Annotated in this window: 23 protein-coding genes; 12 read left to right on the top strand and 11 right to left on the bottom strand. The window is 72.1% G+C overall.

Annotated features, from left to right (window positions below; translation table 11 throughout):
- Window positions 1-76 precede the first annotated feature (76 nt).
- Entirely contained in the window at window positions 77-1,090 is a 1,014-nt protein-coding gene (gene ligD, locus AB0367_RS08835; RefSeq protein ID WP_366225645.1) for a non-homologous end-joining DNA ligase, read from the bottom strand.
- A 105-nt stretch (window positions 1,091-1,195) separates the two neighbouring features.
- On the opposite strand from ligD, the gene msrB reads away from it, so the two are divergent.
- A complete protein-coding gene (gene msrB, locus AB0367_RS08830; RefSeq protein WP_366225644.1) occupies window positions 1,196-1,603 on the top strand; it encodes a peptide-methionine (R)-S-oxide reductase MsrB in 408 nt (135 codons plus the stop codon).
- A gap of 66 nt (window positions 1,604-1,669) precedes the next feature.
- On the opposite strand, the gene AB0367_RS08825 is transcribed toward msrB, so the two are convergent.
- From AB0367_RS08825 to AB0367_RS08810, 4 genes are all read right to left on the bottom strand, one after another.
- Complete coding sequence (locus AB0367_RS08825; RefSeq protein ID WP_366225643.1) at window positions 1,670-2,101, bottom strand: GNAT family N-acetyltransferase; 432 nt, start codon at window positions 2,099-2,101, stop codon at window positions 1,670-1,672.
- A gap of 80 nt (window positions 2,102-2,181) precedes the next feature.
- Window positions 2,182-2,646, bottom strand: coding sequence for a GNAT family N-acetyltransferase (locus tag AB0367_RS08820; RefSeq protein WP_366225642.1), 465 nt, complete (start codon window positions 2,644-2,646; stop codon window positions 2,182-2,184).
- 5 nt (window positions 2,647-2,651) lie between these two features.
- Window positions 2,652-4,169, bottom strand: a complete 1,518-nt coding sequence (gene dgt, locus AB0367_RS08815; protein ID WP_366225641.1) for a dGTP triphosphohydrolase — start codon at window positions 4,167-4,169, stop codon at window positions 2,652-2,654.
- Window positions 4,170-4,263: 94 nt separating this feature from the next.
- Window positions 4,264-5,013, bottom strand: a complete 750-nt coding sequence (locus AB0367_RS08810) for a TetR/AcrR family transcriptional regulator (RefSeq protein WP_366225640.1) — start codon at window positions 5,011-5,013, stop codon at window positions 4,264-4,266.
- A gap of 103 nt (window positions 5,014-5,116) precedes the next feature.
- On the opposite strand from AB0367_RS08810, the gene AB0367_RS08805 reads away from it, so the two are divergent.
- Complete coding sequence (locus AB0367_RS08805) at window positions 5,117-6,058, top strand: ATP-binding cassette domain-containing protein (RefSeq protein ID WP_366225639.1); 942 nt, start codon at window positions 5,117-5,119, stop codon at window positions 6,056-6,058.
- On the top strand, window positions 6,051-6,812 hold the full coding sequence (locus AB0367_RS08800; protein ID WP_366225638.1) for an ABC transporter permease: 762 nt from the start codon (window positions 6,051-6,053) through the stop codon (window positions 6,810-6,812). Before AB0367_RS08805 ends, AB0367_RS08800 begins: the two co-directional genes overlap by 8 nt.
- A 31-nt stretch (window positions 6,813-6,843) precedes the next feature.
- On the opposite strand, the gene AB0367_RS08795 is transcribed toward AB0367_RS08800, so the two are convergent.
- Window positions 6,844-7,929, bottom strand: coding sequence for a HEAT repeat domain-containing protein (locus AB0367_RS08795; RefSeq protein ID WP_366225637.1), 1,086 nt, complete (start codon window positions 7,927-7,929; stop codon window positions 6,844-6,846).
- 239 nt (window positions 7,930-8,168) lie between these two features.
- Here AB0367_RS08795 and hemG point away from each other — a divergent pair, with 239 nt between their 5' ends.
- Together hemG and hemQ are read left to right on the top strand one after the other, a co-directional pair.
- Window positions 8,169-9,521 carry a protoporphyrinogen oxidase gene (hemG, locus tag AB0367_RS08790; RefSeq protein WP_366225636.1) on the top strand — a complete coding sequence of 451 codons (1,353 nt, stop codon included), beginning with the start codon at window positions 8,169-8,171 and terminating at the stop codon, window positions 9,519-9,521.
- Window positions 9,522-9,525: 4 nt separating this feature from the next.
- On the top strand, window positions 9,526-10,221 hold the full coding sequence (hemQ, locus tag AB0367_RS08785; protein ID WP_366225635.1) for a hydrogen peroxide-dependent heme synthase: 696 nt from the start codon (window positions 9,526-9,528) through the stop codon (window positions 10,219-10,221).
- 171 nt (window positions 10,222-10,392) lie between these two features.
- On the opposite strand, the gene AB0367_RS08780 is transcribed toward hemQ, so the two are convergent.
- A complete protein-coding gene (locus AB0367_RS08780) occupies window positions 10,393-10,944 on the bottom strand; it encodes a DUF3000 domain-containing protein (RefSeq protein WP_366225634.1) in 552 nt (183 codons plus the stop codon).
- 80 nt (window positions 10,945-11,024) lie between these two features.
- On the opposite strand from AB0367_RS08780, the gene hemE reads away from it, so the two are divergent.
- The gene (gene hemE, locus AB0367_RS08775) at window positions 11,025-12,041 is read left to right on the top strand and encodes a uroporphyrinogen decarboxylase (RefSeq protein WP_366225633.1); all 1,017 of its coding nucleotides are present in this window, start codon (window positions 11,025-11,027) and stop codon (window positions 12,039-12,041) included.
- Between the two features lie 74 nt (window positions 12,042-12,115).
- Here hemE and AB0367_RS08770 read toward each other — a convergent pair whose 3' ends face one another.
- A complete protein-coding gene (locus tag AB0367_RS08770) occupies window positions 12,116-13,018 on the bottom strand; it encodes a hypothetical protein (RefSeq protein ID WP_366225632.1) in 903 nt (300 codons plus the stop codon).
- 126 nt (window positions 13,019-13,144) lie between these two features.
- Window positions 13,145-14,137 carry a trypsin-like peptidase domain-containing protein gene (locus AB0367_RS08765; protein WP_366225631.1) on the bottom strand — a complete coding sequence of 331 codons (993 nt, stop codon included), beginning with the start codon at window positions 14,135-14,137 and terminating at the stop codon, window positions 13,145-13,147.
- Between the two features lie 444 nt (window positions 14,138-14,581).
- Between AB0367_RS08765 and AB0367_RS08760 the strand changes: the two genes are divergently transcribed.
- From AB0367_RS08760 to AB0367_RS08740, 5 genes are all read left to right on the top strand, one after another.
- On the top strand, window positions 14,582-15,835 hold the full coding sequence (locus AB0367_RS08760) for an HRDC domain-containing protein (RefSeq protein ID WP_366226029.1): 1,254 nt from the start codon (window positions 14,582-14,584) through the stop codon (window positions 15,833-15,835).
- A 144-nt stretch (window positions 15,836-15,979) separates the two neighbouring features.
- The gene (locus AB0367_RS08755) at window positions 15,980-17,173 is read left to right on the top strand and encodes an acetyl-CoA C-acyltransferase (protein ID WP_366225630.1); all 1,194 of its coding nucleotides are present in this window, start codon (window positions 15,980-15,982) and stop codon (window positions 17,171-17,173) included.
- Window positions 17,170-19,251 (top strand): 3-hydroxyacyl-CoA dehydrogenase NAD-binding domain-containing protein, encoded by a 2,082-nt coding sequence (locus tag AB0367_RS08750; protein WP_366225629.1) that lies wholly within the window; start codon window positions 17,170-17,172, stop codon window positions 19,249-19,251. The genes AB0367_RS08755 and AB0367_RS08750 overlap by 4 nt, the downstream gene beginning before the upstream one ends.
- Before the next feature lie 432 nt (window positions 19,252-19,683).
- Window positions 19,684-20,034, top strand: coding sequence for a hypothetical protein (locus tag AB0367_RS08745; RefSeq protein WP_366225628.1), 351 nt, complete (start codon window positions 19,684-19,686; stop codon window positions 20,032-20,034).
- A 380-nt stretch (window positions 20,035-20,414) separates the two neighbouring features.
- On the top strand, window positions 20,415-22,256 hold the full coding sequence (locus tag AB0367_RS08740) for a peptidoglycan DD-metalloendopeptidase family protein (RefSeq protein ID WP_366225627.1): 1,842 nt from the start codon (window positions 20,415-20,417) through the stop codon (window positions 22,254-22,256).
- A 156-nt stretch (window positions 22,257-22,412) separates the two neighbouring features.
- Here AB0367_RS08740 and AB0367_RS08735 read toward each other — a convergent pair whose 3' ends face one another.
- Window positions 22,413-22,562 carry a hypothetical protein gene (locus tag AB0367_RS08735; protein WP_366226050.1) on the bottom strand — a complete coding sequence of 50 codons (150 nt, stop codon included), beginning with the start codon at window positions 22,560-22,562 and terminating at the stop codon, window positions 22,413-22,415.
- On the opposite strand from AB0367_RS08735, the gene AB0367_RS08730 reads away from it, so the two are divergent.
- Window positions 22,507-23,061, top strand: coding sequence for a helix-turn-helix domain-containing protein (locus tag AB0367_RS08730; RefSeq protein ID WP_366226028.1), 555 nt, complete (start codon window positions 22,507-22,509; stop codon window positions 23,059-23,061). The two genes, AB0367_RS08735 and AB0367_RS08730, sit on opposite strands and share 56 nt — an antisense overlap.
- A gap of 864 nt (window positions 23,062-23,925) precedes the next feature.
- Here AB0367_RS08730 and AB0367_RS08725 read toward each other — a convergent pair.
- Window positions 23,926-24,420, bottom strand: a 495-nt coding sequence (locus AB0367_RS08725; RefSeq protein WP_366225626.1) for an IS3 family transposase, incomplete at its 5' end; no start/stop codon positions are given.

Here is a 24,420-nt window from a genome sequence, read left to right as displayed (position 1 = left end):
GCCGGGGCCTGACGGAGCCGGGGTCGCGCCCGCGCCAGGCCAGCCGGGTCTGGCGCCGCGCATGGCGTGGGTCGCGTCAGGAGGCAGGCTTCTTCGCGCGGCTGGGCTGGACGCGCATGGGCTCGCCCTCCATCTTGGGATATTCCGGCGGATACGGCATGTCGCCCTCGCCGTTGGCGGCGTCGCGCTCCGACCATTCCAGGAGTTCGGTGATGTCGTGCGCCACGTCGTCGATGCCGGCGTGGGGATCGCCGGTGGCGGCGACGCGGGCCGGCACCGTACGCAGGTCGAAGTCGTCCGGCTCGACGTCCGGGAGCTCGTCCCACCGTAGCGGAGTCGACGCGGTCGCCCTCGGGTTGGCGCGCAGCGAGTAGGCGCACGCGATCGTGCGGTCGCGCGCCATCTGGTTGAAGTCCACGAACACCCGCTCCCCGCGCTCCTCCTTCCACCACTTCGTGGTCACCAGGTCGGGGCGGCGGCGCTCCAGCTCGCGAGCCAGCGCGATCACCGCACGCCTGGCCTCGACGAACGTCCACTTGGGCTGAATCCTGACGTACACGTGGACGCCCCGCCCACCGGAGGTCTTCGGCCAGCCGATGAGGCCCAGCTCGTCCAGGACCGCCTTGAGCTCGCCGGCCACGACCGCGGCATCGGCGAAGTCGGTGCCGGGCTGCGGGTCGAGGTCGATGCGCAGCTCGTCGGGGTGGTCGACGTGGTCGCGGCGCACCGGCCAGGGGTGGAACACGATGGTGCCCATCTGCGCGGCCCACGCGACGTGCGCGAGGTCGGCCGGGCACAGCTCGTCGGCCTTGCGCCCGCTGGGAAAGGCGATCTTCGCGGTTTCGATCCACGGCGGTACCCCGCGGGTCGGCACCCGCTTCTGGAAGAACGCCTCGCCGCCGATGCCCTCGGGGAAACGCTGCAGCGTCGTCGGCCGGTTGCCGAGGGCGCGCATGATCCCGTCCCCGACGGCCAGGTAGTACTCGAACACGTCCCGCTTGGTGTACCCCCGCTCGGGGAACACGATCCGCTCCGGGCTGCTGAGCCGTACCGCCCGCCCCGCGACCTCGATCTCCAGCGCATCGGCCATGCCAAGGACCTTACGCCGCCGGACCGCCCCGCGACGGTCACACGAGGCGGCGGGCGTTCTTGGGCCGTAATGGTCGGGGTGCGGGGGGCGGCCTACCGTTAAGGCATGACCGAGCCACTTGTCAGCCTGCCCACGACCGACGCGGAGTGGCGGGTGCGGCTTTCCCCGGACGAGTTCCGGGTGCTGCGCCTCGCCGGGACCGAGGCTCCGTGGAGCGGGGAGTATGTCAACACCAAGACCGACGGCGTGTACCGCTGCCGTGCCTGCGGTGAGCAGCTGTTCGAAAGCGGCGCCAAGTTCGACTCGCACTGCGGCTGGCCCTCGTTCGACGACGCCATCCCCGGCACCGTCAAAGAGATCGAGGACCGCTCCCACGGCATGGTGCGCACCGAGATCCGCTGCGCGCGCTGTGACTCGCACCTCGGCCACGTGTTCCGCGGCGAGCGGATGACGGCGAAGAACACGCGCCACTGCGTGAACTCGCTCTCGATCAGGCTCGATCCGAAGGAGTGACGACCTGACGCGACGGGGCGAAGCGCACGAAGGACAGCGCATTCGCCTGGGGCATCGAGCAGCCCGCTACGCCGCCGGGCGGCGCATCGGCACATGCTCGATGCCCTCGTCGTCGAACGCCGGGCCGCACACGGTGAACCCGAACCGCTCGTAGACGCCGGTCGCGGTCGTCTGCGCGTCGAGCACCACGTCGCGGCCCGGGCCGATGCGCTCCAGCGCCTCGGCGAGCAGCTTGCCGGCCAGGCCCCGGCCGCGGTGGGCCGCGGCGGTGACGACGCGACCGATGCGCGCCCCGCCGCCGGGCTCGTCGAGGATCCGCAGGCAGGCCGCGATCGAGCCGTCCGGCGCGTCCAGCCACAGGTGCAGCGTGCCCGGCTCGTCGTCGCGCCCGTCAAGCTCCGGATAGGCGCAGTGCTGCTCCACGACGAACACGTCGCAGCGCAGCTTCAGCAGGCGGTACAGGTCGCGGGTGCCGAGGGACGCGAAATCCGAGATCACCGGCTCAACCTACCGAGCGTGCCGGCAGCGCCTCGTCGGCCTTGCGCGCGGCGATGAGGATCGGGTCCCGGACCAGGCCCCTATGCCAGTTCTTTCGACATCTGCACGGAGGCGGTCTCGTAGCCGAGGCTCTCGTAGAGCCCGCGGGCGACCGTGTTCGGGCCGAAGACGTTGAGCCCCAGTCGCGTCACCCCGCGGGCCTTGAGCTCCTCCTCGGCGGCGAGCATGAGCGCCCGGCCGTAGCCCTTGCCCCGGTGGGCGGCGGCGACCTGCACCTCGTACACCCACGCCTGCGGCCGCTTCTCGTCCGGCAGCCCGAGCCAGATGTGCCCGGCCACGGCGCCGTCGACCTCGCCGGCGAAGATCAGGTGTCCGGCGGTGCCGACACCGTCGGGCAGCAGCCCGGCCATCATCGCCTCGACGTTGGCGAGCGCCGTGTCCGGGTGGTCGCGGCCGGCGCGGACCGACTCCTCGGCGTACTCCCGGTTGAGGATGGGCAGCAGGGCATCGAACTCGGCCTGGGTCATCGGGCGGAGGGTCAGCATGCCGCTCACAATACGAAAGCGTCCGTCCACAGCTGCCGGGAGCGGCCGGACAGGGCCTCCAGCAGCCCGACCGCCTGGCCGTCGGTGAGCGCGGCGACGAAGTCGACGATCGCCCGGCCGCGGGCCATCGCCGCCACGTCGAGGGTCTCCAGGCCGTAGTCGGCCGGGGTGAGGGTCTCGGTCTCCGCCTCGGCGAGCTCGACCAGGTCGTGCAGCCGGCGGGGCAGCCGCGCCTCCTCCCCGGGGTCGGCGAGCCAGGAGTGCAGCGCCTCGACGAGCGCGGCGAGCAGCCCCGCCTGGCCGCGCTGGTGCAGGGCCAGGTCGGGGCGTTCGAGCACGAATCGGTGGTGGATCAGCTTGAGCACCTGCACCTCGTGCCACTGCGCCTGGGCCAGCAGCACGTGGCCGGAGCGCACCGGCGGGTCGGGGCGCACGTGCACGGCGTCGATGAGCCGGCGGGTCCAGCGGGCCGAGAACCGCGCCACCGCCTGCTCGGCGTCGATGGAGCCGTCGAACGGCGCGGCGAGCAGCCCGTCGGCGAGCTCGGCCCGCACGTGCTCGACGGCGGCGGCGAACGCGTCGTCGTCGCAGATCCAGCCGTCCTTGCGGTGCAGCTCGCGGCGCAGCTGCTCCACCGAACGGCCGGGCCGGCGGACGCTCGCGCGCAGCTGCATGTCGCCGAGGGAGCGCAGGCCGGCCGCGTCGCGCTGCCAGGCGACCAGCTCCGCGGCGACGGAGCCCTGCTGCAGCACCCCGACGCGGTGAAAGTCCTCGAGATCGTGGATGGCGTAGGCGATGTCGTCGGCGATGTCCATCACCGACGCCTCGACGGTCTGCTGCCAGTCGGCGAGCCGACCGGCGAACGGGGCGCGGGCCTGGCGCAGGTCGGCGAGCTCGGTGACATACGCGCCGAACTTCGCGGAGCCGACCTCGGGGTCTCCCCCGGCGCCGCGCGGCGTCGGGTGCAGGTGCATCGGGTGCGGGTCGGGGTGGGTGCGGCGGGTCCACGGGTACTTCAGCAGCGCCGCCCGCACCGCCGCGGTCAGGTCGAGCCCGATGGCGGCGCCGCGCACCTGGGTGCTGGTGACGATGCGGTACGACTGGGCATTGCCCTCGAAGCCGTCGGGCAGCCCGAGCCGCTCGCGGGCGAGCCGGTCCAGGACCCGCTCGCCGAGGTGGCCGAAGGGCGGGTGACCGAGGTCGTGGGCGAGCGCGGCGGCCTCGACCACGTCGGCGTCGCAGCCGCCGAGCTTGTCCAGCAGGGACCGCTGCTCGGCATCGGCGCACAGCCGCTCGGCGATGCCGCGGGCGACGCTGGCGACCTTGAGGCTGTGGGTGAGCCGGTTGTGCACCAGCAACCCGGAGCCGCCGGGGCTGATCACCTGCGTGACGCCGCCGAGACGGGCGAAGAACGGCGAGGCGACGATGCGGTCCCGGTCCACCCGGTAGGGGCTGCCGGTCAGGTCGCCGGGGGCCACCACCGCCCCGCCGAAGAGCCGCCGCGCGCGCTGGTCGTCATTCATCCCGCTATTTCTATCAGGCAGTGCTGTCAGGCAGGGCGGCTCAGTCCGGCTCGCACCTCGACAACCCGCTCGCCGCCTGCGCCGCCATCCCCGATCAGGGGGTTTCGCGGTTCCGGATGAGCGCCTCCAGGCCGTCGAGGAAGCGCGCCAGGCCGAACTCGAAGTCGTCGTCGGGCCCCTCCGGCGTCTCCAGCACACCGGAGGCGACGAGCTCACCGACGGCCGGGAACCGGGCCGGGTCGGCGAGGCGCTTGAGCAGCCGGCCGTAGCCGAACATCGCCTGCTCGGTGGTGACCCCGCCAGCCTGGGCGGCGGCGTTGATGTCGGCGGCAAGGAGCGCCCAGTTCCGCACGATCCCGCTGACGATCATGATGGCGAACAGCCGCTCGTCCTGGCGCAGCGCGGTGCCGCCCATCGTCGCCAGGCCGTAGTTCATCCAGGCGATCTGGTTGGGCATGATCGGCGGCGAGTTGAACGGCACCCGGATCACCCACGACTGCCGGCGCAGCAGGTCGAGATAGGCGCGCGCGAAGCTGGTCAGGCCGGCCCGCCACCCCCCGCCGGGTGGCACCGGGGGCGGCTGGCCGATCGCGGCGTCGACCATGAGCTCGAGCAGCTCGTCCTTGGTCGTGACGTAGCGGTACAGCGACATCGTCGCCGCGCCGAGCTCTCTCGCGACCCGGCCCATGGAGACGGCGCCGAGCCCATCGGTGGCGGCCACCTTCACCCCGGCGGCGACGATGCGCTCGAGCGTCAGCCCCGGCCGCGGCCCCTTGACCGGCCGCTCGCGCAGTCCCCACGCCGCGGCGAGGACCGGGGGTATGCCGTCTTCGTGCTCGCTCATACCGTCACCTCCGCTCCGCTCCGTACCGCTCATTGACTGCAGAGTGTACTTCTGCGTATAACGTACGCATCAGCGTATGACATACGCAGAAGGGGAAGGGTGCATGGACGCCGCCATCGAGGCGACCGGCCTCACGAAGTCGTACGGCAGGCTCGCGGTGCTCACCGGGGTGGACCTGCGGGTGCCCGCCGGCACGGTGTTCTGCCTGCTCGGCCCGAACGGCGCCGGTAAGACCACCACCGTGCGCATCCTCGCCACGCTCACCCGGCCCGACGCGGGCACCGCCCGGGTCGCGGGCCACGACGTGGTCCGCGAGCGGCACCTGGTGCGCCGCGCGATCAGCCTCACCGGGCAGTACGCGGCCGTCGACGAGTTGCAGACCGGCGCCGAGAACCTGCGGATGACGGCACGGCTTTGCGGGCTGTCCCGGCGCGAGGCCCGCCGGCGCGCCGACGAGCTGCTGGAGCGCTTCGGGCTCACCGAGGCCGCGAACCGGCGCGCGGGCCAGTACTCCGGCGGCATGCGCCGCCGGCTCGACCTCGCCGCCGGGCTGACCGGGCGACCCTCGGTGATCTTCCTGGACGAGCCGACCACCGGGCTGGACCTGACCAGCCGGCAGGCGATGTGGGACGTCGTCGACGGGCTCATCGGCTCCGGCACCACCGTCTTGCTCACCACGCAGTACCTGGAGGAGGCCGACCGCCTCGCCGGCCGCATCGCCGTCGTCGACCACGGCCGGGTGGTCGCCGAGGGCAGCCCGGCCGAGCTCAAGCGGCGCTTCGGCGACCAGCGCCTCGACCTGGACCTGGCCGACCGGGTCGCGTTCGACGCGGCCGTCGCGCGCCTCGGCGCCCGGGTCGTGCAGCGCGACGACGCCCGGCTCACCCTCGGCGTGACCACCGACGGCAGTGCCGCGCACGTGCGCTCCGTACTCGACGAGATCGACCCCGCGGGCTCGGCGGTGCGCCGCTTCTCCCTGCACAGCGCCACGCTTGACGACGTCTTCCTATCCCTGACCTCCCGGAAGGAGCTCGCCGGTGTCTAGCACCGCGCTCACGCACTGGACCGTGCTCGGCGGCCGCTCGCTGCGCCTGGGCCGGCGCAACGTCGAGGCGCTCGTCATGTCGGTCGCGCTGCCGGTCATGCTCATGATCGTCTTCGTGTACCTGTTCGGCGGCGCCCTGCGCGTCGGGACCGACTACGTGACGTACGTGGTCCCCGGCGTCATGCTGCTGTGCGTCTCGTTCGGCTCGGCGATGACCGCGGTCTCCGTCGCCAACGACCTCACCGGGGGCATCGTCGATCGGCTCCGCTCCCTCGACGTCAGCGGCGCGGCGCTGCTGTCCGGCCACGTCACCGCGAGCCTGGCCCGCAACGTGCTGTCCAGCGCGCTGGTCCTCGGCGTCGCGCTCGCCATCGGCTTCCGCCCGCGCGCCGACCCCGGCCAATGGCTCGCCGCCGCCGGCATCCTGGTCCTGGTCATCGCCGCGGTGTCGTGGCTGTCCGCGGCGCTGGGACTGCTGGCCGGCTCGGCCGAGGCGGCGGGCGGCTACACGTTCGTGATCACCTTCCTGCCGTACGCCAGCAGCGCCTTCGTCCCGATCGACACCATGCCGTCGTGGCTACGCGGCTTCGCCGGCAACCAGCCGGTCACGCCGATCACGGAAAGCCTGCGGGGCCTGCTGCTCGACGAGCCCGTCGGCTCGGCCCCGTGGCGCGCGGTCGCGTGGTGCGCCGGGATCGTGCTCGTCTCGGTGGTCGCCGCGCGGGTGCTGTTCCGCGCCAAGACCCGCGGGTGAACGGCCGTTTGCCATCGTCAGCGTTCGGGTGTCAGCAGGACGGGCGCCAGCGTGGCCAGCCGTGGTCGCCGGCCAGCTGGGACAGGCGCGAGCCGAGCATCAGTGTCGTCGCCGGCTCCAGGCCCAGCAGGCGGTGGTGGACCTGTTCGGCGATCTCCTGCGCACGGTACTCCGCATGCTCCAGCAACTGCAGCGTCACCGACCACCAGTATCGATCCTCATCGGTGGCGTGCGGCGCGCCCGCCCGGAACCACTCGGCCAGGCCGTCCAGCAGATCGTCGCCGACCCCGTCCGGGTCGGTCAGGCGCAGCGCGGCGCACACCCGTGCCACCACGTCGTCGTCCCAGCCGGAAAGGTGCCCGCGCACCAGCGTGTGCAGCGAGGCATGCCCCAGGGCACCGGCGGCGTCGATCTCCAGGGAGTACACGTTGTCCCGCGACAGGCGCTCGTGCAGCACTGGCAGGACGCGGCTGTCGCGGCGGCGGGCCAGGCCCAGCAGCGCCTCGCAGCGCGTGTCGTCGTGCGGGTCCTCCAGGCGTGCCGCGAGCGCGTCGCGGACCACGGGGTCGTCGACCTCCGACAGCTGGGTGCCGAGCGCGAAGCACGCCCAGTCGCGCACGTCCTCGTCGGCATCGGCGCTGAGCATGACCAGCGCGCGAACGGTGTCGCCGGGCTCGGTGTCACCCAGGACGCTCGGCAGTGCCTGGGCCACAGCCCGCCGCACGCCGGCGTCGGGATGGCGGGCCAGCGGCAGCAGCAGCGGCAGTGCCTCGTCGTCGTAACACCATGCCACCGCGTCGGCGAGTTCGGCCGCCGGCGTCATCGGGGTCTCCAGCAGCGCGGCGATCGTGCGCGCCGTCGGCTCGGTGTCGTCAACAGCATCCCCGAACGGCGCACTGTCACCGAACGAGGCCTCGTCGTCCCACGAGACACTGGCAGCCAGCGGGTTCAGGACGAACCCGTCCAGGCCGTCCGGCAGCGCGTCGGCCGGGTCCCGCGCCGCCGGTGCGGACAGCTCCGACGCCCGGGGGAACAGCCCGGACACGTCGGCGGGGCCACCGGGGCACGGGTCCGGCGGCTCGTCGGGCGCGGGCCGGGAGGACGCGAGGTCGCTCATCCACGAGAGTGTGCGCGCCTTCGCGGAGATCTTCCAGAGGGTTCGCCCCTCAGATGGACATCGCGGTGAGGGATCACACTCGCCGGCGACATATCGACGCACATCGGTAGCGGCGCACTGTCGGCCTCCCCCAGCGCGCCCGCGCTGGGACAGGCGCGGCGACTACCCGATGCCGTGAGCCGCCCCCGTGATCACTGCCACTGGCTCGTCGCCCGCTCCGCGACAATAGACTTGCGGTCATGACACTGCGCGTCGTGGTCGTCGGCGGGGGCATTGCCGGGCTGGCCGCGGCGCACCGGTTGCGCACACTGCGCCCGGAGCTCGACGTGGTCGTGCTCGACCAGCGGGACCGGCTCGGCGGCAAACTATCCACCGGCACCCTGGCCGACGGCCTGGTGGAGCGCGGCGCGGAGTCGTTCCTGGTCGGCGACCCGGCGGGCGGGCCGAGCGCGGCACTGCGCCTGGCCGAGGAGGTCGGCCTGGCCGCCGCGGTGGTCCACCCGACTCCGGCGCGCGCGGCCGTCGCCCTGGACGGCGGCCTGCGCGACCTGCCCTCAGGCACCCTGATGGGCATTCCGTTCAAAGCCCCGGATTCGGCACCCGATGTGCCGTCCGGCTCCCCCCTGCTGCCCCCGGGCGGCGACGTCACGGTCGGCGCGCTGGTCCGCCCGCGCCGCGGCGACGCCGTCGTCGACCATTTCGTCGATCCCCTGCTGGGCGGGGTCTACGCCGGCCGCGCGGATCGCCTGTCACTGCGGATGGCACTGCCCGCCCTCGCCGCCGCGGCCGAGCGCGCGCACACGCTGACCGACGCGCTCGCGGAGGCGGTCGCGGCGAGCCGCCGCACCCCGGGCGCCCCCATGTTCGGCACGATCGAGGGCGGCATGAGCCGGCTCGTCGACGCGGTCGCCGCGACCCTGCCGGACGTGCGCAGTGGCGTCACCGTGCGCGCCGTGCACCGCCACGGCGGCGGCTGGCGGCTCACGCTCGGCTCGACCCGCGACGCCGAGACCCTCGACGCCGACGGCCTGGTCCTCGCCGTGCCGGCCGCGCCCGCCGCCCGGCTGCTCGCCGGCGTCGAGGGCGTCGAGCCGGTACAGCTGGAATATGCCAGTGTCGCGCTCGTCGCCCTGGCCCTGCCGGCCACGAAGCTGCCCGACCTGTCCGGATTCCTCGTGCCCGCGACGGAGGGCTTCGCGGTCAAGGCCGTCACGTTCTTCGACCGCAAGTGGGCGCACCTGCGACGCCCCGGCGTGACCGTGCTGCGCGCCTCAGTGGGCCGCTTCGGCGACGAGGAGCAGCTGCAGCGCACCGACGGCGCCCTGGTCGAGCTCGTGCGCCGCGAGGTCGCGCGGATCATCGGCGTGGACGCGCTGCCGGACGAGCTCGACCGGGGCGTCTTCCGCTGGGGCGGGGCGCTCCCGCAGTACCAACCGCATCATCGGGACCGGGTGAGCACGCTGCGCGAAGGCCTCGACGCGCACCCGGCGATCGCCGTGGCCGGCGCGGCCTACGACGGCGTCGGCATTCCGGCGTGCGTCACGTCCGGCCGTACCGCCGCCGAGGCGGTGCTCGCGAAACTGGAAGGATAGGCATATGACGACCACGAACGCCGCACGCATCCGCGAGCTCAACGACACCATCCGGTACACGATGTGGTCGGTCTTCCGGCTCGCCACCCCGTACGGCGCGGACGACCGGGACCCGACCCAGGTGGCCGCGTTCCTCGCCGATCTGGCCGCCAAGGACGTCGTGGTGCGCGGCACGTATGACGTGGCCGGCCTGCGCGCCGACGCCGACCTCATGATCTGGTGGCACGCGCCGAGCGCCGAGGCCCTCCAGGAGGCGTATTCCGGGTTCCGCCGCACCGACGTCGGCCGGCGCCTGGAACCCGTGTGGTCGCAGATGGCGCTGCACCGCCCGGCCGAGTTCAACAAGAGCCACATCCCCGCGTTCCTGGCCGACGAGCACGCCCGCGAGTGGGTGTGCGTCTACCCGTTCGTGCGCTCGTACGAGTGGTATCTGCTGCCGGACGAGGAGCGCCGCGCGATGCTCGCCGAGCACGGCCAGCAGGCCCGCGGCTTCCCGGACGTGCGCGCCAACACCGTGGCGAGCTTCGCCCTGGGCGACTACGAGTGGATCCTGGCCTTCGAGGCCGAGGAGCTGCACCGCATCGTCGACCTGATGCGCGAGCTGCGCGCCTCCCGGGCCCGCCGCCACGTGCGTGAGGAGATCCCCTTCTACACCGGCCGCCGCCGTGAGATCGCCGACCTGGTGGCGAACCTCCCGTAGTGGCCGCCAGGCTCCCAGCTGTCCGACCGCCGCGGTCCCACCAGGACGGGCGTCCGCGACCAACGCTGACACTGTCACAAGAACCGCACCACCGGTCCGACCACCGACAGCCCTACCAGGGCCGGCCCTGACCCGACGGGCCGGCCTCACCGCGGCTGAAGGTGCCGGCACTCAGGAGTGCAGGGCCGTCACGCCCGGTGGGGGGAGGCCGGCGGTCGACGCGAGCAGGGTGCACCAAGCGTGCACGTGGGCCTGCATGTCGTCGTCGGTCGGGGTCCACGAGGCGCGGATCTCGATGTCCGCCGCGGGCGGGGGGCCGGCCAGGTCGCCGAAGCGGGTGGACATGGTCTGTGTGACAGTGCCGCCGATCGCCGTGTACGCCGCGCCGTGGCCGTCCAGCGCGTCCACCAGCCAGCTCCAGCCCACGCCCGGCAGGAGCGGGTCGGTGGCCAGCTCCGCCTCGAGTTCGGCCGTCACGTACGTCACAAGTCGCATCGTGCCGTCCCACGCCTCGTGGCCGGCGGGGTCGTGCAGCAGGATCAGCCGGCCGGTGGCCACCTCGTCGCCGTGTCGCAGGACCGTGCCGCCGATCGCATGGGCGTACGGTGCCAGCCGCTGCGGGGCCGGGACCTCCTCGAGCGTGATCTCCGGCCGGGTGGTCACGGCGCGCAGCTCCTCCACCGCCCGGGTGAATGTGGGCGGAGTCGCGGTAGATGGCGCCATAACGGAAGACTAAGACCGAAACATGCGTAGGGGGTGCCGCCGCGCCGCCGGTACGCACTGAGTGAAACGATGGGCTCGCTATGGACGACACGACGAAGCTGTTGCTGCGCGCCGCGCGCGGCGAGGCCGTACCGCACGCCCCGGTCTGGTTCATGCGCCAGGCGGGCCGATCACTGCCCGAATACCGCGCGCTGCGCGCTGACATCGGGATGCTGGAATCCTGCCGCCGGCCCGACCTCGTCTGCGAGATCACCCTCCAGCCGGTACGCCGGCACGGGGTGGACGCCGCGATCCTGTTCAGCGACATCGTGGTTCCGCTGCAGGCCGCCGGCATCGACCTTGACATCGTCGCCGGCACGGGCCCCGTGGTGGCGAACCCGGTGCGCACGATGGCCGACGTCGAGGAGATCCGCGAGCTGGACCCGGCCGCCGTGGGCTTCGTCGCCGAGGCGATCCGCCTGCTGCTGGCCGAGCTGGACCGCACAGCCCTGATCGGCTTCGCCGGCGCGCCGTTCACCCTGGCCAGCTACCTCGTGGAGGGCGGGCCGTCCCGCCACCACGCCAAGACCAAGGCCCTGATGTACGGCGCCCCCGACGTCTGGCACGCCCTGTGCGCCGCGCTGGCGGACATCACCCGCACGTTCCTGCAGGTCCAGGTCGACGCCGGCGTCGATGCGATCCAGCTGTTCGACTCCTGGGCCGGCGCCCTGTCGGAGGCCGACTACCGCCGCTACGTCCTCCCCCACTCGCGGGCGGTCCTCGGCGGCATCGTCGGAAAGATCCCGAAGATCCATTTCGGCGTCGGTACCGCGGAGCTGCTGCCCGCCATGTCCGAGGCCGGCGTCGACGTCATCGGCGTGGACTGGCGCACACCCCTGGACGTGGCCGCCGGCCGGGTCCCCGGCAAGTCTCTGCAGGGCAATCTGGACCCGTGCGTCCTGCTGGCCCCGTGGGAGGTCGTCGAGCAGGAGGCCCGCCGCGTGCTGGCCGAGGGCACGAAGGCCCATGGCCACATCTTCAACCTGGGCCACGGCGTTCTCCCGGAGACCGACCCGGACATGCTCACGCGCCTGGTCGACTTGATCCACTCAACCTGACCGCACGGATCAGGGCCGGCACCCGTTTGGGAGCCGGCCCTGATCCGTGTGAGCGCTAGCGTTGGCGCGCCGCGTCAGATGCCGAGGATCGACCGGGCATCGGTACAGGGCTTGTCCATCTCCTTGAGTTTGTTCTGCATGGTGGTCTTGTCGTTCGCGGCGGAGGCTTCCAGCGCATCGAACAGCAGCGTCAGACACTTGCCGATGACGTCGCGCTGGCGCTTGGCCTCCGTGCTGTCGGCCTGGGTGCCACGCAGGTCCTGCTGGGCCTTCGTGAGCTCGTCGGCCTTGGCCTTCAGGTCGCTGCGGGTCTGCTCGAGGTCCTTGCTGGTCGTGTCCAGGGATGCCTGACGCTGGGCCGACTGGGTCTCGGACTTGGTGAGCTTGTCCGACTTGTCGACGTACAGGCCGACGAAGACGCCTGCCGCGATGACCGCCAGCGCGAGCAGGCTGGCCAGCAGCGGGACCGCCACGCCGCGCTTCTTCTGAGGCCCGACCGGCGGGTAGGCCGCCGGCTGGCCGGGAAAGCCGGTGATCGGCGGGGCCGAGACCGGGCCGTACGCGGTCGGCGGGCCGGACATCGGCGGGCCCGACATGGGCGGCGCGGACATGGGCGGCGCGAACTGCTGGACCGGGGTCGTGGGGGGCCCGGAGACCGACGGGTCGAGGCTGTAGGAGGCCTCGCCGTAGGTCGGCAGCTGCGTGGTGCTCTGGTCGTGCACCGGCTGGGGCTGCGGCGGCACGGGCTGGCCGTACTGCGGCGCCGGCTGCTCGCCGTAAGCCGGGGCCGGGGCGTACTGCGGCGCCGGCTGCTCACCGTACGGCGAGGCCGGGGCCGGGGCGTACTGCGGCGCCGGCTGCTCACCGTACGGCGAGGCCGGGGCCTGGGGCGGCGGGTACGCGCCGGCCGGGGCGTTGGGGTTGGGGTAGCCGTATCCCTCGCTCGGGTTCCCCTGCGGGCTACCGGGGTATGTCATGTTGTTCCTCCTGGTGGTCCCGGCCGGGCAGCGCCCCGGCGGGAGTCGTACAGCCGGCGCTCCGGGTTGCGCGGCCGTGAAGCACCCGGCGGTGGCCGGGACGGACGGACTGGGGCGGTGAGGGGATCAGCAGACGCTCGGGACGGTGTCGCACACCACGGACATCGGGATGGCGAGGCCGATGCCCTCGGCCTGCTGGGCCTTGAGCGTGGCGACGCCCACCACCTCTTTCTTGGCGTTGAACACGGGGCCGCCGGAGTTGCCGGGGTTGATGGCCGCGTCGAACTGCATCAGGGCCTCGCCGCTGAGGGTGCGGAAGGCGCTCACGACGCCGGTGGTGACGGTGTCCTCGAGGCCGAGCGGGGAGCCGATGACGAGCACCGGCTCGCCGACCTTCGGCACGGCCGAGGCGGACACGAGGCGCGGGAACTCCTCGTCGGTGTGCAGCACGGCGAGGTCCTTGTCGGGGTGGACCTCGACGATCTTGCCGGGGAAGCGCTGATCGGTGCGCTCCAGGCTGACGTTCTTCTCGCCCCTCTGGTAGGCGTCCGCGATTACGTGGTAGTTGGTGATCAGGTCGGTGCCGCCGCCGGCCGGGGCCTTGCCGAGGGCGAAGCCGGTGCCGGTGGAGTATCTGGTGGCGACCCGGAACACGCTGGGGCGCACGCTTGAGGCGACCTCGGCGGCGTCGAGGCTGCCACCGGTCTTCTGCTCGAGCTTGTCGGCGCGGTCTTCGAGGGCCTTGAGCCGGGAGGCGTCACCGGCCTGCGCGGTCTTGGCGGCGGCGTCGGCCCGGTCGACCCGCTGCTTCAGGTCGACGATGAAGGCGGCCTGCACGCCCACGACGATCAGCAGCAGGATCGCGAGCACCATGGCGATCGCGCCGAGTGGGCTGCGGCGGGTGGCGGCCGGCCCTGGCGGCACTGAAGGCACTGGCGGCACTGAAGGCACCGGCGGCACGCTGTGCGGCGGCATGACCGGCCCCGGCACGGGCCAGGAGCCGGTCGGCTGCGGCGGGATCGAGCCGGTCGGCGCGGGGCCGCTGACGGTGGCGGGCGCGGGAGTGGCAGCCGCCGGGATGGCGCCGGTGACCGGCGGGAACGAGCCGGTCGAGGTCATCCTGGGGGGAAGTGGGCCGCGTCGTTCCGGGTCGTCACCGTTGCCGGCCGCTTGGCGCGGGCGGTCGGGATCATACGAATCAGAACTGCCGGAAGCCACCGGGTTGGAGGGGTCATACCCGGCCGTCATGCTTCTCGTTTCCTTCCTGTCACGGTTCCACCCGTTTCGACGGACACGTTCACCTCTGCGGGAGGTCGTCCGGCAACGCCGCGGTCGGCCCTCACCCTAGACCGCCTGAACAAGCCCCGCGACCTTCGTGGCAACCACTCGACACAACCGGTCGCCCACGCACGCGCACCGTACCGGCGGCCACCCCTGTCTGTCCGTCCCGCGCCGCGGCCCGAACGCACCCCCGAAGATCCCAAGAACGCCGACGCGCCGGACCGGCTGCACCAAGGGACCTATGGCGCAACGTACGGTTGTCGCGTGACCGACGAACCCCCCATGCGGCGTCGGGACGAGGAGCCAGACGGTCCGGGCAATCCGGACGCAAAGACCGAGCCCGTCCTGTTGACCGCCCCCCTAGACGGGACCCCGGAGCCGATCGCGGACCGGGCCGAGCTGGCGCGTGCCGTCGAACGGTTCGCCAGAGGCACCGGCCCGGTGGCTGTGGACGCCGAGCGCGCCTCCGGCTACCGCTACACCCACCGGGCGTACCTGGTGCAGCTGCGCCGCGCGGGCGCCGGGACCGTGCTGATCGACCCGCTACCGTTCGGCCAGCTGCCGGAGCTCGACGAGGTGATCTCTCCAACCGAGTGGATCCTGCACGCGGCGAGCCAGGACCTGCCGTGCCTGACCGAGCTCGGGCTGCGCCCCACCCGGCTGTTCGACACCGAGCTCGCGGCCCGGCTGTGCGGGTTCGAGCGGGTCGGGCTCGCGGCGCTGACGGAGTCGCTGCTGGGGTACACCCTGGAGAAGCACCACTCCGCGGCGGACTGGTCGACGCGGCCGCTGCCACCGGCCTGGCTGACCTACGCGGCCCTCGACGTCGAGCTGCTGCTGCAACTGCGCGACACGCTCGCCGCGGAGCTGGCCCGGCAGGGCAAGACCGACTGGGCGGCGCAGGAGTTCGCCGCGCTGGTCGCCTCCGCCGGCGACCCGCCGCGGGTGCGCGCCGACCCGTGGCGGCGCACCTCCGGCATCCACCGGGTGCGCGGCGCCCGCGCCCTGGCCCGCGTGCGGGCGCTGTGGACGGCTCGGGACGAGATCGCCCAGCGTCGCGACGCGAGCCCCGGCCGGGTCCTCGCCGACGCCGCGATCATCGCCGCCGCCGAGGCCGACCCGAAGGACGAGCGGTCGCTGCTGGCCCTGGCCGGGTTCGGCGGGCGCTCGGTGCGCCGGCTCGCCCCGACGTGGCTGAGCGCGCTGTCCGACTCCCGCGCGCTGCCGGACAAGGAACTGCCCACGACCCCTCCGTCGGAGGGACCGCCGCCGCCGCACCGGTGGGCGGAGCGCGACCCCGTCGCCGCGGGGCGCCTGGCCCGGTGCCGGGAGCTGGTGACCGGGCTGGCGGCCGCGCACCAGCTGCCCCCGGAAAACCTGATAACCCCGGATTCGGTACGCCGCCTGGCCTGGTCGCCGCCCGAGGAGCTCACGGAGGACGCCGTCGCCGCGGTGCTCTCCGGCTACGGGGCGCGCCCGTGGCAGGTGGCGCTGGTGACACCGGGACTGACGAGCGCGTTGGCACCAGCACCGTGACCTCGCCGGACAAACACACTGAGAAGGACTACAACACTGAAAAGTGACTAACAGGCCGGGATCACCAGCATGACGTCGCGAAGGGGTTCACAGCGACCTACTGGCTAGTAACATTGCCGGTAACTCGTTGCTAGGAGGACTCCCGTGCCCCGTGCTGTCCGCGACGTCGTCTTCGTCGACGGCGTACGCACCCCGTTCGGCAAGGCCGGTGGGATGTATGCCAACACCCGAGCCGATGACCTCGTCATCCGCTGCATCCGGGAGCTGCTGCGGCGCAACCCGCAGCTGCCGCCCGAGCGCGTCGACGAGGTCGCCATCGCCGCCACCACCCAGACCGGCGACCAGGGCCTGACCATCGGGCGCACCGCCGCCCTGCTGGCCGGGCTGCCCAAGAGCGTGCCCGGCTACGCGATCGACCGCATGTGCGCGGGCGCGCTGACGGCGGTCACCACCGTCGCCGGCGGCATCGCGTTCGGCGCCTACGACGTGGCCATCGCCGGCGGCGTCGAGCACATGGGCCGCCACCCGATGGGCGAGGGCGTCGACCCCAACCCGCGCATCCTCGCCGAGAAGCTTGTCGACCCGTCCGCGCTGGTCATGGGCTCGACCGCGGAGAACCTGCACGACCGGCTGCCCAGCATCACCAAGGAGCGGGCCGACCGGTTCGGCTACGCCTCACAGGTGAGGACCGCCGCCGCGTACGCCGCCGGCAAGCTGCAGCCGGACCTGGTCAGCGTGGCCACCCGCGACCCGGAGGCCGGCTGGGGCCTGGCCACCGTCGACGAGGCGCCCCGCGCGACTAGCCTGGAGAAGCTCGCCACGCTCAAGACGCCGTTCCGCCCACACGGCCGGGTCACCGCGGGCAACGCGGCCGGCCTCAACGACGGCGCCACCGCCTCGATCATCGCCGCCGAGGAGGTGGCCCGTGAGCTGGGCCTGCCGATCGGCATGCGGCTGGTGTCCTACGGCTTCGTCGGCGTCGAGCCCGAGGTCATGGGCTACGGCCCGGTGCCCTCCACCGAGAAGGCGCTGCGCCTCGCCGGGCTCACCATCGACGACATCGGCCTGTTCGAGCTCAACGAGGCCTTCGCCGTGCAGGTGCTGGCCTTCCTCGACCACTTCGGCATCGCCGAGGACGACCCGCGGGTCAACCAGTGGGGCGGCGCGATCGCCGTCGGCCACCCGCTCGCCTCCTCGGGCGTGCGGCTCATGACACAGCTGTCGCGGCAGTTCGCCGAGCGGCCCGACGTGCGCTACGGCCTCACCGCCATGTGCGTCGGCATCGGCATGGGCGCGTCGGTGATCTGGGAGAACCCGAACTGGGAGGGCGGCAAGTGACCATCACGAATGCCGGGGCGCTGACGAACCCGAATGAGGTCGTGACCAGGGCGCTGCTGCGCTTCGTCACCCTGCCCAGCCGCGAGCGGGCCGCGCTCATCACGCTCGACAACGGCTTCGACCACACCAAGCCCAACTCGTTCGGCCCGGCCGGCCTGGCCAGCCTGGAGGCCGCGATCGACGAGGCGGTCGCCGCGGCGCCGAAGCTCATCGCGCTGACCGGCAAGCCGTACATCTTCTGCGTCGGCGCCGACATCACCGGCATGCCGCTGATCACCTCCCGTGAGCAGGCCGTCGAGCTCGGCCGGCTGGGCCACCGCGTCTTCAGTAAGCTCCGCGACTCGGCCGTGCCCACGTTCGCGTTCATCAACGGCGCGGCGATGGGCGGCGGCCTGGAGGTCGCGCTGCACTGCCACTACCGCACCGTCTCCTCCGGCGCCGCGGCGCTCGCCCTGCCCGAGGTCGCCATCGGTCTGGTACCCGGCTGGGGCGGCACCCAGCTGCTGCCGAACCTCATCGGCATCGCCCCGGCGGCCCAGGTCATCCTGCAGAACCCGCTGACGCAGAAGCAGCTCAAGCCGGCCCAGGCGCACGAGCTGGGCATCGCCGACGCGATCTTCGACCCGGCGGACTACCTGGAACGGTCCCTGGAGTGGGCCGAGGGCGTGGTCGACGGCTCCGTCACGGTGAACCGGCCGGAGATCGACCGGGACATGTGGGACGGCGTGCTGTACTTCGCCAGGCACCAGCTCGACGAGCGGCTGCACGGCGCCGTCAACAGCGCCAACCGGGCGCTTGAACTGCTGGCGCTGGCCAAGGACGCGACGTTCTCCGACGGCACCGCGGCCGAGGACGAGGCCCTCGCCGACCTCATCCTGGGCGATCAGGCCCGGGCCAGCCTCTACGCCTTCGACCTCGTCCAGCGCCGCGCGAAGCGGCCCGCCGGTGCGCCGGACGCCGGCCTGGCCCGCGATGTCAACAAGGTCGGCATCGTCGGGGCCGGCCTGATGGCCTCCCAGCTGGCGCTGCTGTTCGTGCGCCGGCTCGAGGTACCGGTCGTGCTCACCGACCTCGACCAGGAGCGCGTCGACAAGGGCGTCGGCTACGTCCACACCGAGATCGACAAGCTGGTGTCGAAGCGGCGGCTCGACCCGGGCAAGGCGGCGAAGTACAAGGGGCTCGTCAGCGGCTCGGTCGACAAGGGCGTGTTCGCCGACGCCGACCTGGTGCTGGAGGCCGTCTTCGAGGATCTGAAGATCAAGAAGCAGGTCTGGGCCGAGATCGAGGCGATCGTCCGAGACGACTGCGTGCTGGCCACCAACACGTCGTCGCTGTCGGTCACCGAGCAGGCGACCGACCTGGCCCGCCCGGAGCGGGTGGTCGGCCTGCACTTCTTCAACCCGGTCGCGATGATGCCGCTGCTGGAGATCGTCCGCGCGGCACAGACCGACGATGCGACCCTGGCCACCGCGTTCGCCGTGGGCAAGGCGCTGAAGAAGTCGTCGGTACTGGTCAAGGACGCGCCCGCGTTCGTGGTCAACCGGCTGCTGACCCGCTTCCTCGGCGTGGTCACCGCCGCCGTCGACAACGGCACGCCGATCGGCGTCGCCGACTCGGCCCTCGACCCGCTGGGCCTGCCGATGCGCCCGATGGCGCTGCTCACGATGGTCGGCCCGGCCGTCGCCGCGCACGTCGCGGAGACGCTGCACACGGCGTTCCCGGACCGGTTCGGCGTCTCGGCCAACCTGGCCCGGGTCGTCGGCGCCGGCAAGCGCGGCTTCACCGACGCCGAGGGCAACCCGGACCCGGAGGTGCTCGCCCTGCTGGAGGTCGGCGACCAGCCGTCCACTGCGGAAGAACTGCGCGCGCGGGCGACCGAGGCCCTGGCCAAGGAGATCCGGCTGATGCTCGACGAGGGTGTCGTCGCGGACCCGCGGGACATCGACCTGTGCATGATCCTCGGCGCGGGCTGGCCGTTCCACCTCGGCGGCGTCACCCCGTACCTGGACCGCGAGGGCGTCTCCGAGCAGGTCACCGGCGCCCGGTTCCTGCCGCCCGGCGTGGCGAACGCGCCGTAGCCACCGGCGCGCCACAACACCGAACCGCCAGAACCGGACCCCGCCGACGCATAGTGAGCGTCGGCGGGGTTCGCGGTCTCCCGGCCGCTCGCCCCGGAGTACCTCATGCGCAGGTCCGTCGCCACCGCCGTTCTGGCGACCGCCGCGCGGGCTGCGGCCGTCGTCTCTCCCGAGCCGCCGCTCTACAGTCTCCGCACCGGCCACGGCCAGCGCGGGGTCAGCATGGTCGCGCCGGCCGGGTTGGCGGTGCGGGCAACTCCTCTGCCCCGCACCCGCACTTCGAGGTTCGCGTCAACATCCCGCCGAGGAACGCCTCGACCCACGGCTGAAATCCGCACCCACAGAGCCTCGACCGGCTGAGCGGGCTGAATTATATTGGCTGCGAAATTGTTCGTGGCGATGACACGCCCAAACGAACCATCAGCCAATAGGGTGACCGTTCTGCGACCCGCGGCGGCGAATGCGGGCGAGGAAGCTGTGCGCACCTCACCCGAACGGGTGATTCGGTCATGTGGTGTTCCTAACCTCACATGGTGCATTGATTCCAATTTGGCAGACAAGGCCCTTCTGTTCGATTCCGCAACATTGATGACGGTTTCCGGTGTGGCGCATCCGAATCCGCGGCAGGCGGTGTTCGACGCGATGCTCGACGGGTCGGGCGATCCATCAGCGGGCGCGAAACCCGAACAGGAAGGCGATCAGGCCGAGGTTGATGAGCCCGGCCCAGAGCCCGGCCGGCTTCTCGATCCGGCACCCACGGCAGCGGTCCACCGCAGCGGTTGAGGCGCGCATTGACCAGCCACGCAGCAGATGGCGGCTGCGGCGAACCCCGTCCCCGCGCCACCACGGGACCCGCCTGCACGCATTCATGCACTCCCATGAATGATGATCAATACGGCTGGCCGGCCGTGCGCCCGCATCGCTTCCGTGGGACGCCAGTACAGCCGCCGCACCACACCGGAAACCATGCCTCGTCTGCCGCCCGAGACGGTCGGCCTGTGCGCCGCCCACGACCGGCGCACGACGGGTAAATGCGCCGACCACAGCCGTGTTGATGTCCTTTTGTCAGGCTTGACCAAGGTCAACTCATCCAGGAAGCTCGGGCTGGCGTTGGCGGGGCCGGGGTCCCCCGCCGCATGTCCGCTCGCCCTGGGGGGTACTCCTTGCGCAACATCAGGTCCGTCTCCGCTGCCGCCGCCGCCACAGCGGTTCTGGCCGCGACGATCCTGGCCACCGTGCTACCGGCGACCGTCGCGCAGGCCGCGACCAGCGGGACGGTCGATTCCCCGAAGGTGCCGCTGAACGCCCGCACCGGCGCCTACGTCTGGAAGCCCAAGGTGGGCACCATCCCGAACGGCGCACCGGTCGCGATCGAATGCCAGGTCAAGGGCCAGCTCATCGACCAGGGCACAGTCCGGGTGACCAACTTGTGGGACCGGCTGACCGACGGCACGTACGTCTCGGACGCCTGGATCCGCCGACCGGCGGCGGATCTGCCACTCTGCGATCCCCAAACCAACGTCGCAGCTCCCACCAGCGCGCCGCCCACCAGCGCACCACCGACCACACCACCGCCCACCACGGCACCACCCACCACCCCACCGCCCAGCAGCGCAGCGCCAAGCAGCGCAGCGCCAAGCAGCGCAGCGCCAAGCAGCGCGGCGCCCACCACAGCGGCACCCACCACCGCCCCCACCGCGCAGGCCGCGGCCAGCGGGACCGTGAACTCCCCGAAGGTGCCGCTGAACGCCCGCACCGGCGCCTACGTCTGGAAGCCCAAGGTGGGCACCATCCCGAACGGCGCAACGGTCGCGATCGAATGCCAGGTCAAGGGCCAGCTCATCGACCAGGGCACAGTCCGGGTGACCGACCTCTGGGACCGGCTGACCAACGGCACATACGTCTCGGACGCCTGGATCGACCGGCCGGCTAAGGATCTGCCGCTCTGCGGCCCCCAACCCAACGTCACGCCGACCAACAGCGCAGCGCCAAGCAGCGCGGCGCCCACCACAGCGGCACCCACCACCGCCCCCACCGCGCAGGCCGCGGCCAGCGGGACGGTTGACTCCCCGAAGGTGCCGCTGAACGCCCGCACCGGCGCCTACGTCTGGAAGCCCAAGGTGGGCACCATCCCGAACGGCGCAACGGTCGCGATCGAATGCCAGGTCAAGGGCCAGCTCATCGACGAGGGCACGGTCCGGGTGACCGACCTGTGGGACCGGCTGACCAACGGCACATACGTTTCAGACGCCTTCATCCGCCGGCCGGACGCGGATCTGCCACTCTGCGGGCACCAACCCAACATCGCACCGACCACGGCACCGCCCAGCAGCGCGGCACCCAGCGACGCACCGCCCAGCAGCGCGGCACCCAGCAGCGCACCGCCCAGCGAAGCACCCAGCAGCGCACCGCCCAGCAGCGCACCCCCCACGACGGCACCGCCCACCACCGCACCGCCCACCACCGCACCCCCCACCACGGCACCGCCCACCACGGCACCCCCTACGACGACGGCACCGCCCCCGCCCACCACGGCACCCGTGGTAGCGCCCGCCGCGCCGGTCTGGGTGTCCCCGCTGCCCGGCCGCACGGCCGAGCCCGGCTTCAGGCCCGGCAGCCACGTCGGCGTCGACATCATGGCCCCCACCGGTACCCCGATCCGCGCGGCCTCGGCGGGTACGGTCGTCACAGTCGCGTGCAACATCACGTGGGGATTCAGCTGCGACCGGGTCGGCAACCGGTGGATCACGGGCTGCGGCTGGTATGTCAAGATCCAGCACGCCGACGGCATCTCCACGCTGTACTGCCACATGGTCCGCCGTGGCGTCGTCAACGTCGGCCAGAAGGTCACCGCCGGCCAGCTCATCGGCTACGTCGGCAGCTCGGGCAACTCCTCGGCCCCGCACCTGCACTTCGAGGTCCACACCAACTCCCCGCCGACGACCCCGAAGAACGCCATCAACCCGCTGCCGTTCATGCGCAGCCGCGGCGCCCCGATCGGCTGACCCGCGGTAGGTTCTCGGTAGATCCAGTGCCCTGACCAAAACGTTCACGGTGTTGGATGACACGCCGCCCGGCCCGCAGGCCGGGCGGCGTTGTCGCGGTCAGGCTGTCGGGGTGGCAGAACCTGTGCGTGTGCGGCGGCTGTCCGACCAGGAAGGTCAGCAGTTGCTGCGGATAACCAGACGAGCAACCGGCTCCGCGATCCGGCTGCGCCGGGCAATGGTCGTGCTGGCCTCGGCCGGCGGCAACAGCGTGCCGGTGATCGCGAGGCTGGTCCAGGCCGATGAGGACTCGGTCCGGCAGGTCATTCACCGGTTCAACGAGATGGGCATGGGAAGCCTCAACCCTCAGTGGGCGGGTGGCCGTCCCCGCCTGATCAGTGAAGACGACGAGACGTTCATCGTCGCGACGGCCAGCATCAGACCCGAAGCCCCCGGCCAGCCGTTCACCCGGTGGAGCTGCGGAAACTCGCCGACTACCTGGCCCACAACCGCGGCACCCGCCGGGTCCCAGATCGGTCGGGAACGACTCCGGCAGTTGCTGCGCAAGCACGACCTGCCGTTCCAGCGGACGAAAACGCGACCATCCGCCCTCACGGCGGGGCGGGCTGGGCACCGGCGGGACATCCGGACCGGCTACCGGCGAGCTATCACAAGCTGCACGGGGTGCGGCAGTTCCACGGCTGCTACTCGATCGGCGACGACATCCTCTGGGGCGTCGTACACCGCCGTAAGTCCGCAGCGAACACCCTCGCCGCGCTCAAGTCGATCCGCCAGTGGGCAGCCCGGAACAAGGTCGAGCTGTTGAGACGGTCGGCCGGTCGCGTCGCTGTCCGGTCTCGGTGAGGTTGGCGGGTTCGCAGGCAGTCGACAAGCTTCTCGACGGATTCTCGTGCAAGGAAAGCGTCGCATCCGGACAGGCTTGATGTACTCGCGCGCGCTGAAGGTGGGCGGGCCGCACCCCTGGACCGCGGTGACGCTGCGCAGCGCCGATGGTGAGAACCCCGGGCGCCGCACTTTCCGGATCTGCCCATGTGCGCGTCGTGCGGGCCATCGCCAATGTCTACACATTCGGGAATCGGCACCGGCGGTCCATGGGGACAGTGGTTACTTGTCCCCACCGTGCGGAGCATTCGACGGAAATGTCGCCCGGCCGTGCGCGGCATTGTCGAAAGACGGCCGCGATGCACCGGCGGCCGTGTATTTCCGCCGACCGTTCGACGCGTTGCCGGACCGGCGGGCCGGCGCACCTGCGGCGTGGACGCGCGACGACGCTTCGGGACAGGAACGGGCCGCCCGGCGCCGCCCGCCTGGCGTGGTGCGGGACCGCAGTCGTTTGCCGCGGTGCTGCTCGCGGGACGTCGTTCCTGGTCAGGCTGCGTGACCGGCGAGGGCGGCATCGGCCTCTGCACCGATCCGTCCCGCTGGTCGCTGGCCGTCGGCGGGGTGTCACCGCGCAGACGGCGGAGCTTCTCGGCGTGCCGCCTGGCCAGACCCCACTCTCGATGCCGAGCATGCTCCCGGCGGAACTGCTCCTTCGCCGGGGAATAACGACGTGACCTGGTCCGGTCACGCATGGCAGCCAACTCCGCCCTTGAAAACAATCCCAGCTGCCCCATGTGTGTAATTATCCCGGAACCCGGGGCTTGACCCCTGATCTTGGACACGGGGTTTATGCGGCTGGCGCCAGCGTAGCTGGTGCTGTTCGGATGTTGTTTTCGTAGTTGATCGGGGATTGCTGTCCGAGTCGGGAGTGGCGGCGGACGGTGTTGTAGCGGTGCAGCCAGCGGAACGCGGTCAGCCGGGCTTCGCGTTCGTCGGTGAACGCGCGGCGGCCTTGCAGGGTTTCGCGTTTGAAGGTGGCGTTGAACGACTCGGCCAGGGCGTTGTCGGCCGAACTGCCCACCTTGCTCATCGACTGGCGGACGCCGGCCGCGGTGCAGGCTTCAGCGAAGTCCTTCGATGTGTACTGGGCTCCGTGGTCGGTGTGCATGATCGCTCCGTCCAGGCTGCCGCGGGTGCGTTGGGCGGCGTTGAGGGCGTCGATGACCAGGTCGGTGCGCATGTGTTCGGCGATCGCCCAGCCGGCCAGGCGGCGTGAGTGCAGGTCGATGACCGTGGCCAGGTAGAGGAACCCGCGCTCACCGACAGGCAGGTAGGTGATGTC

This window comes from Dactylosporangium sp. NPDC051484 (assembly GCF_040689395.1).
In the GTDB taxonomy this organism is placed as follows: domain Bacteria; phylum Actinomycetota; class Actinomycetes; order Mycobacteriales; family Micromonosporaceae; genus Dactylosporangium.
The sequence above is the reverse complement of the archived record's forward strand: the minus strand, read 5'-3'. Positions and strand labels throughout refer to the sequence as shown.

Excerpts from the sequence above, each read along its gene's own strand:
- ligD (WP_366225645.1), bottom strand. The coding sequence starts at position 1,090 with ATGGCCGATGCGCTGGAGATCGAGGTCGCGGGGCGGGCGGTACGGCTC.
- msrB (WP_366225644.1), top strand. The coding sequence starts at position 1,196 with ATGACCGAGCCACTTGTCAGCCTGCCCACGACCGACGCGGAGTGGCGG.
- AB0367_RS08820 (WP_366225642.1), bottom strand. The coding sequence starts at position 2,646 with ATGCTGACCCTCCGCCCGATGACCCAGGCCGAGTTCGATGCCCTGCTG.
- dgt (WP_366225641.1), bottom strand. The coding sequence starts at position 4,169 with ATGAATGACGACCAGCGCGCGCGGCGGCTCTTCGGCGGGGCGGTGGTG.
- AB0367_RS08810 (WP_366225640.1), bottom strand. The coding sequence starts at position 5,013 with ATGAGCGAGCACGAAGACGGCATACCCCCGGTCCTCGCCGCGGCGTGG.
- AB0367_RS08805 (WP_366225639.1), top strand. The coding sequence starts at position 5,117 with ATGGACGCCGCCATCGAGGCGACCGGCCTCACGAAGTCGTACGGCAGG.
- AB0367_RS08795 (WP_366225637.1), bottom strand. The coding sequence starts at position 7,929 with ATGAGCGACCTCGCGTCCTCCCGGCCCGCGCCCGACGAGCCGCCGGAC.
- hemG (WP_366225636.1), top strand. The coding sequence starts at position 8,169 with ATGACACTGCGCGTCGTGGTCGTCGGCGGGGGCATTGCCGGGCTGGCC.
- hemQ (WP_366225635.1), top strand. The coding sequence starts at position 9,526 with ATGACGACCACGAACGCCGCACGCATCCGCGAGCTCAACGACACCATC.
- AB0367_RS08780 (WP_366225634.1), bottom strand. The coding sequence starts at position 10,944 with ATGGCGCCATCTACCGCGACTCCGCCCACATTCACCCGGGCGGTGGAG.
- hemE (WP_366225633.1), top strand. The coding sequence starts at position 11,025 with ATGGACGACACGACGAAGCTGTTGCTGCGCGCCGCGCGCGGCGAGGCC.
- AB0367_RS08770 (WP_366225632.1), bottom strand. The coding sequence starts at position 13,018 with ATGACATACCCCGGTAGCCCGCAGGGGAACCCGAGCGAGGGATACGGC.
- AB0367_RS08765 (WP_366225631.1), bottom strand. The coding sequence starts at position 14,137 with ATGACCTCGACCGGCTCGTTCCCGCCGGTCACCGGCGCCATCCCGGCG.
- AB0367_RS08760 (WP_366226029.1), top strand. The coding sequence starts at position 14,582 with ATGCGGCGTCGGGACGAGGAGCCAGACGGTCCGGGCAATCCGGACGCA.
- AB0367_RS08735 (WP_366226050.1), bottom strand. The coding sequence starts at position 22,562 with ATGACCTGCCGGACCGAGTCCTCATCGGCCTGGACCAGCCTCGCGATC.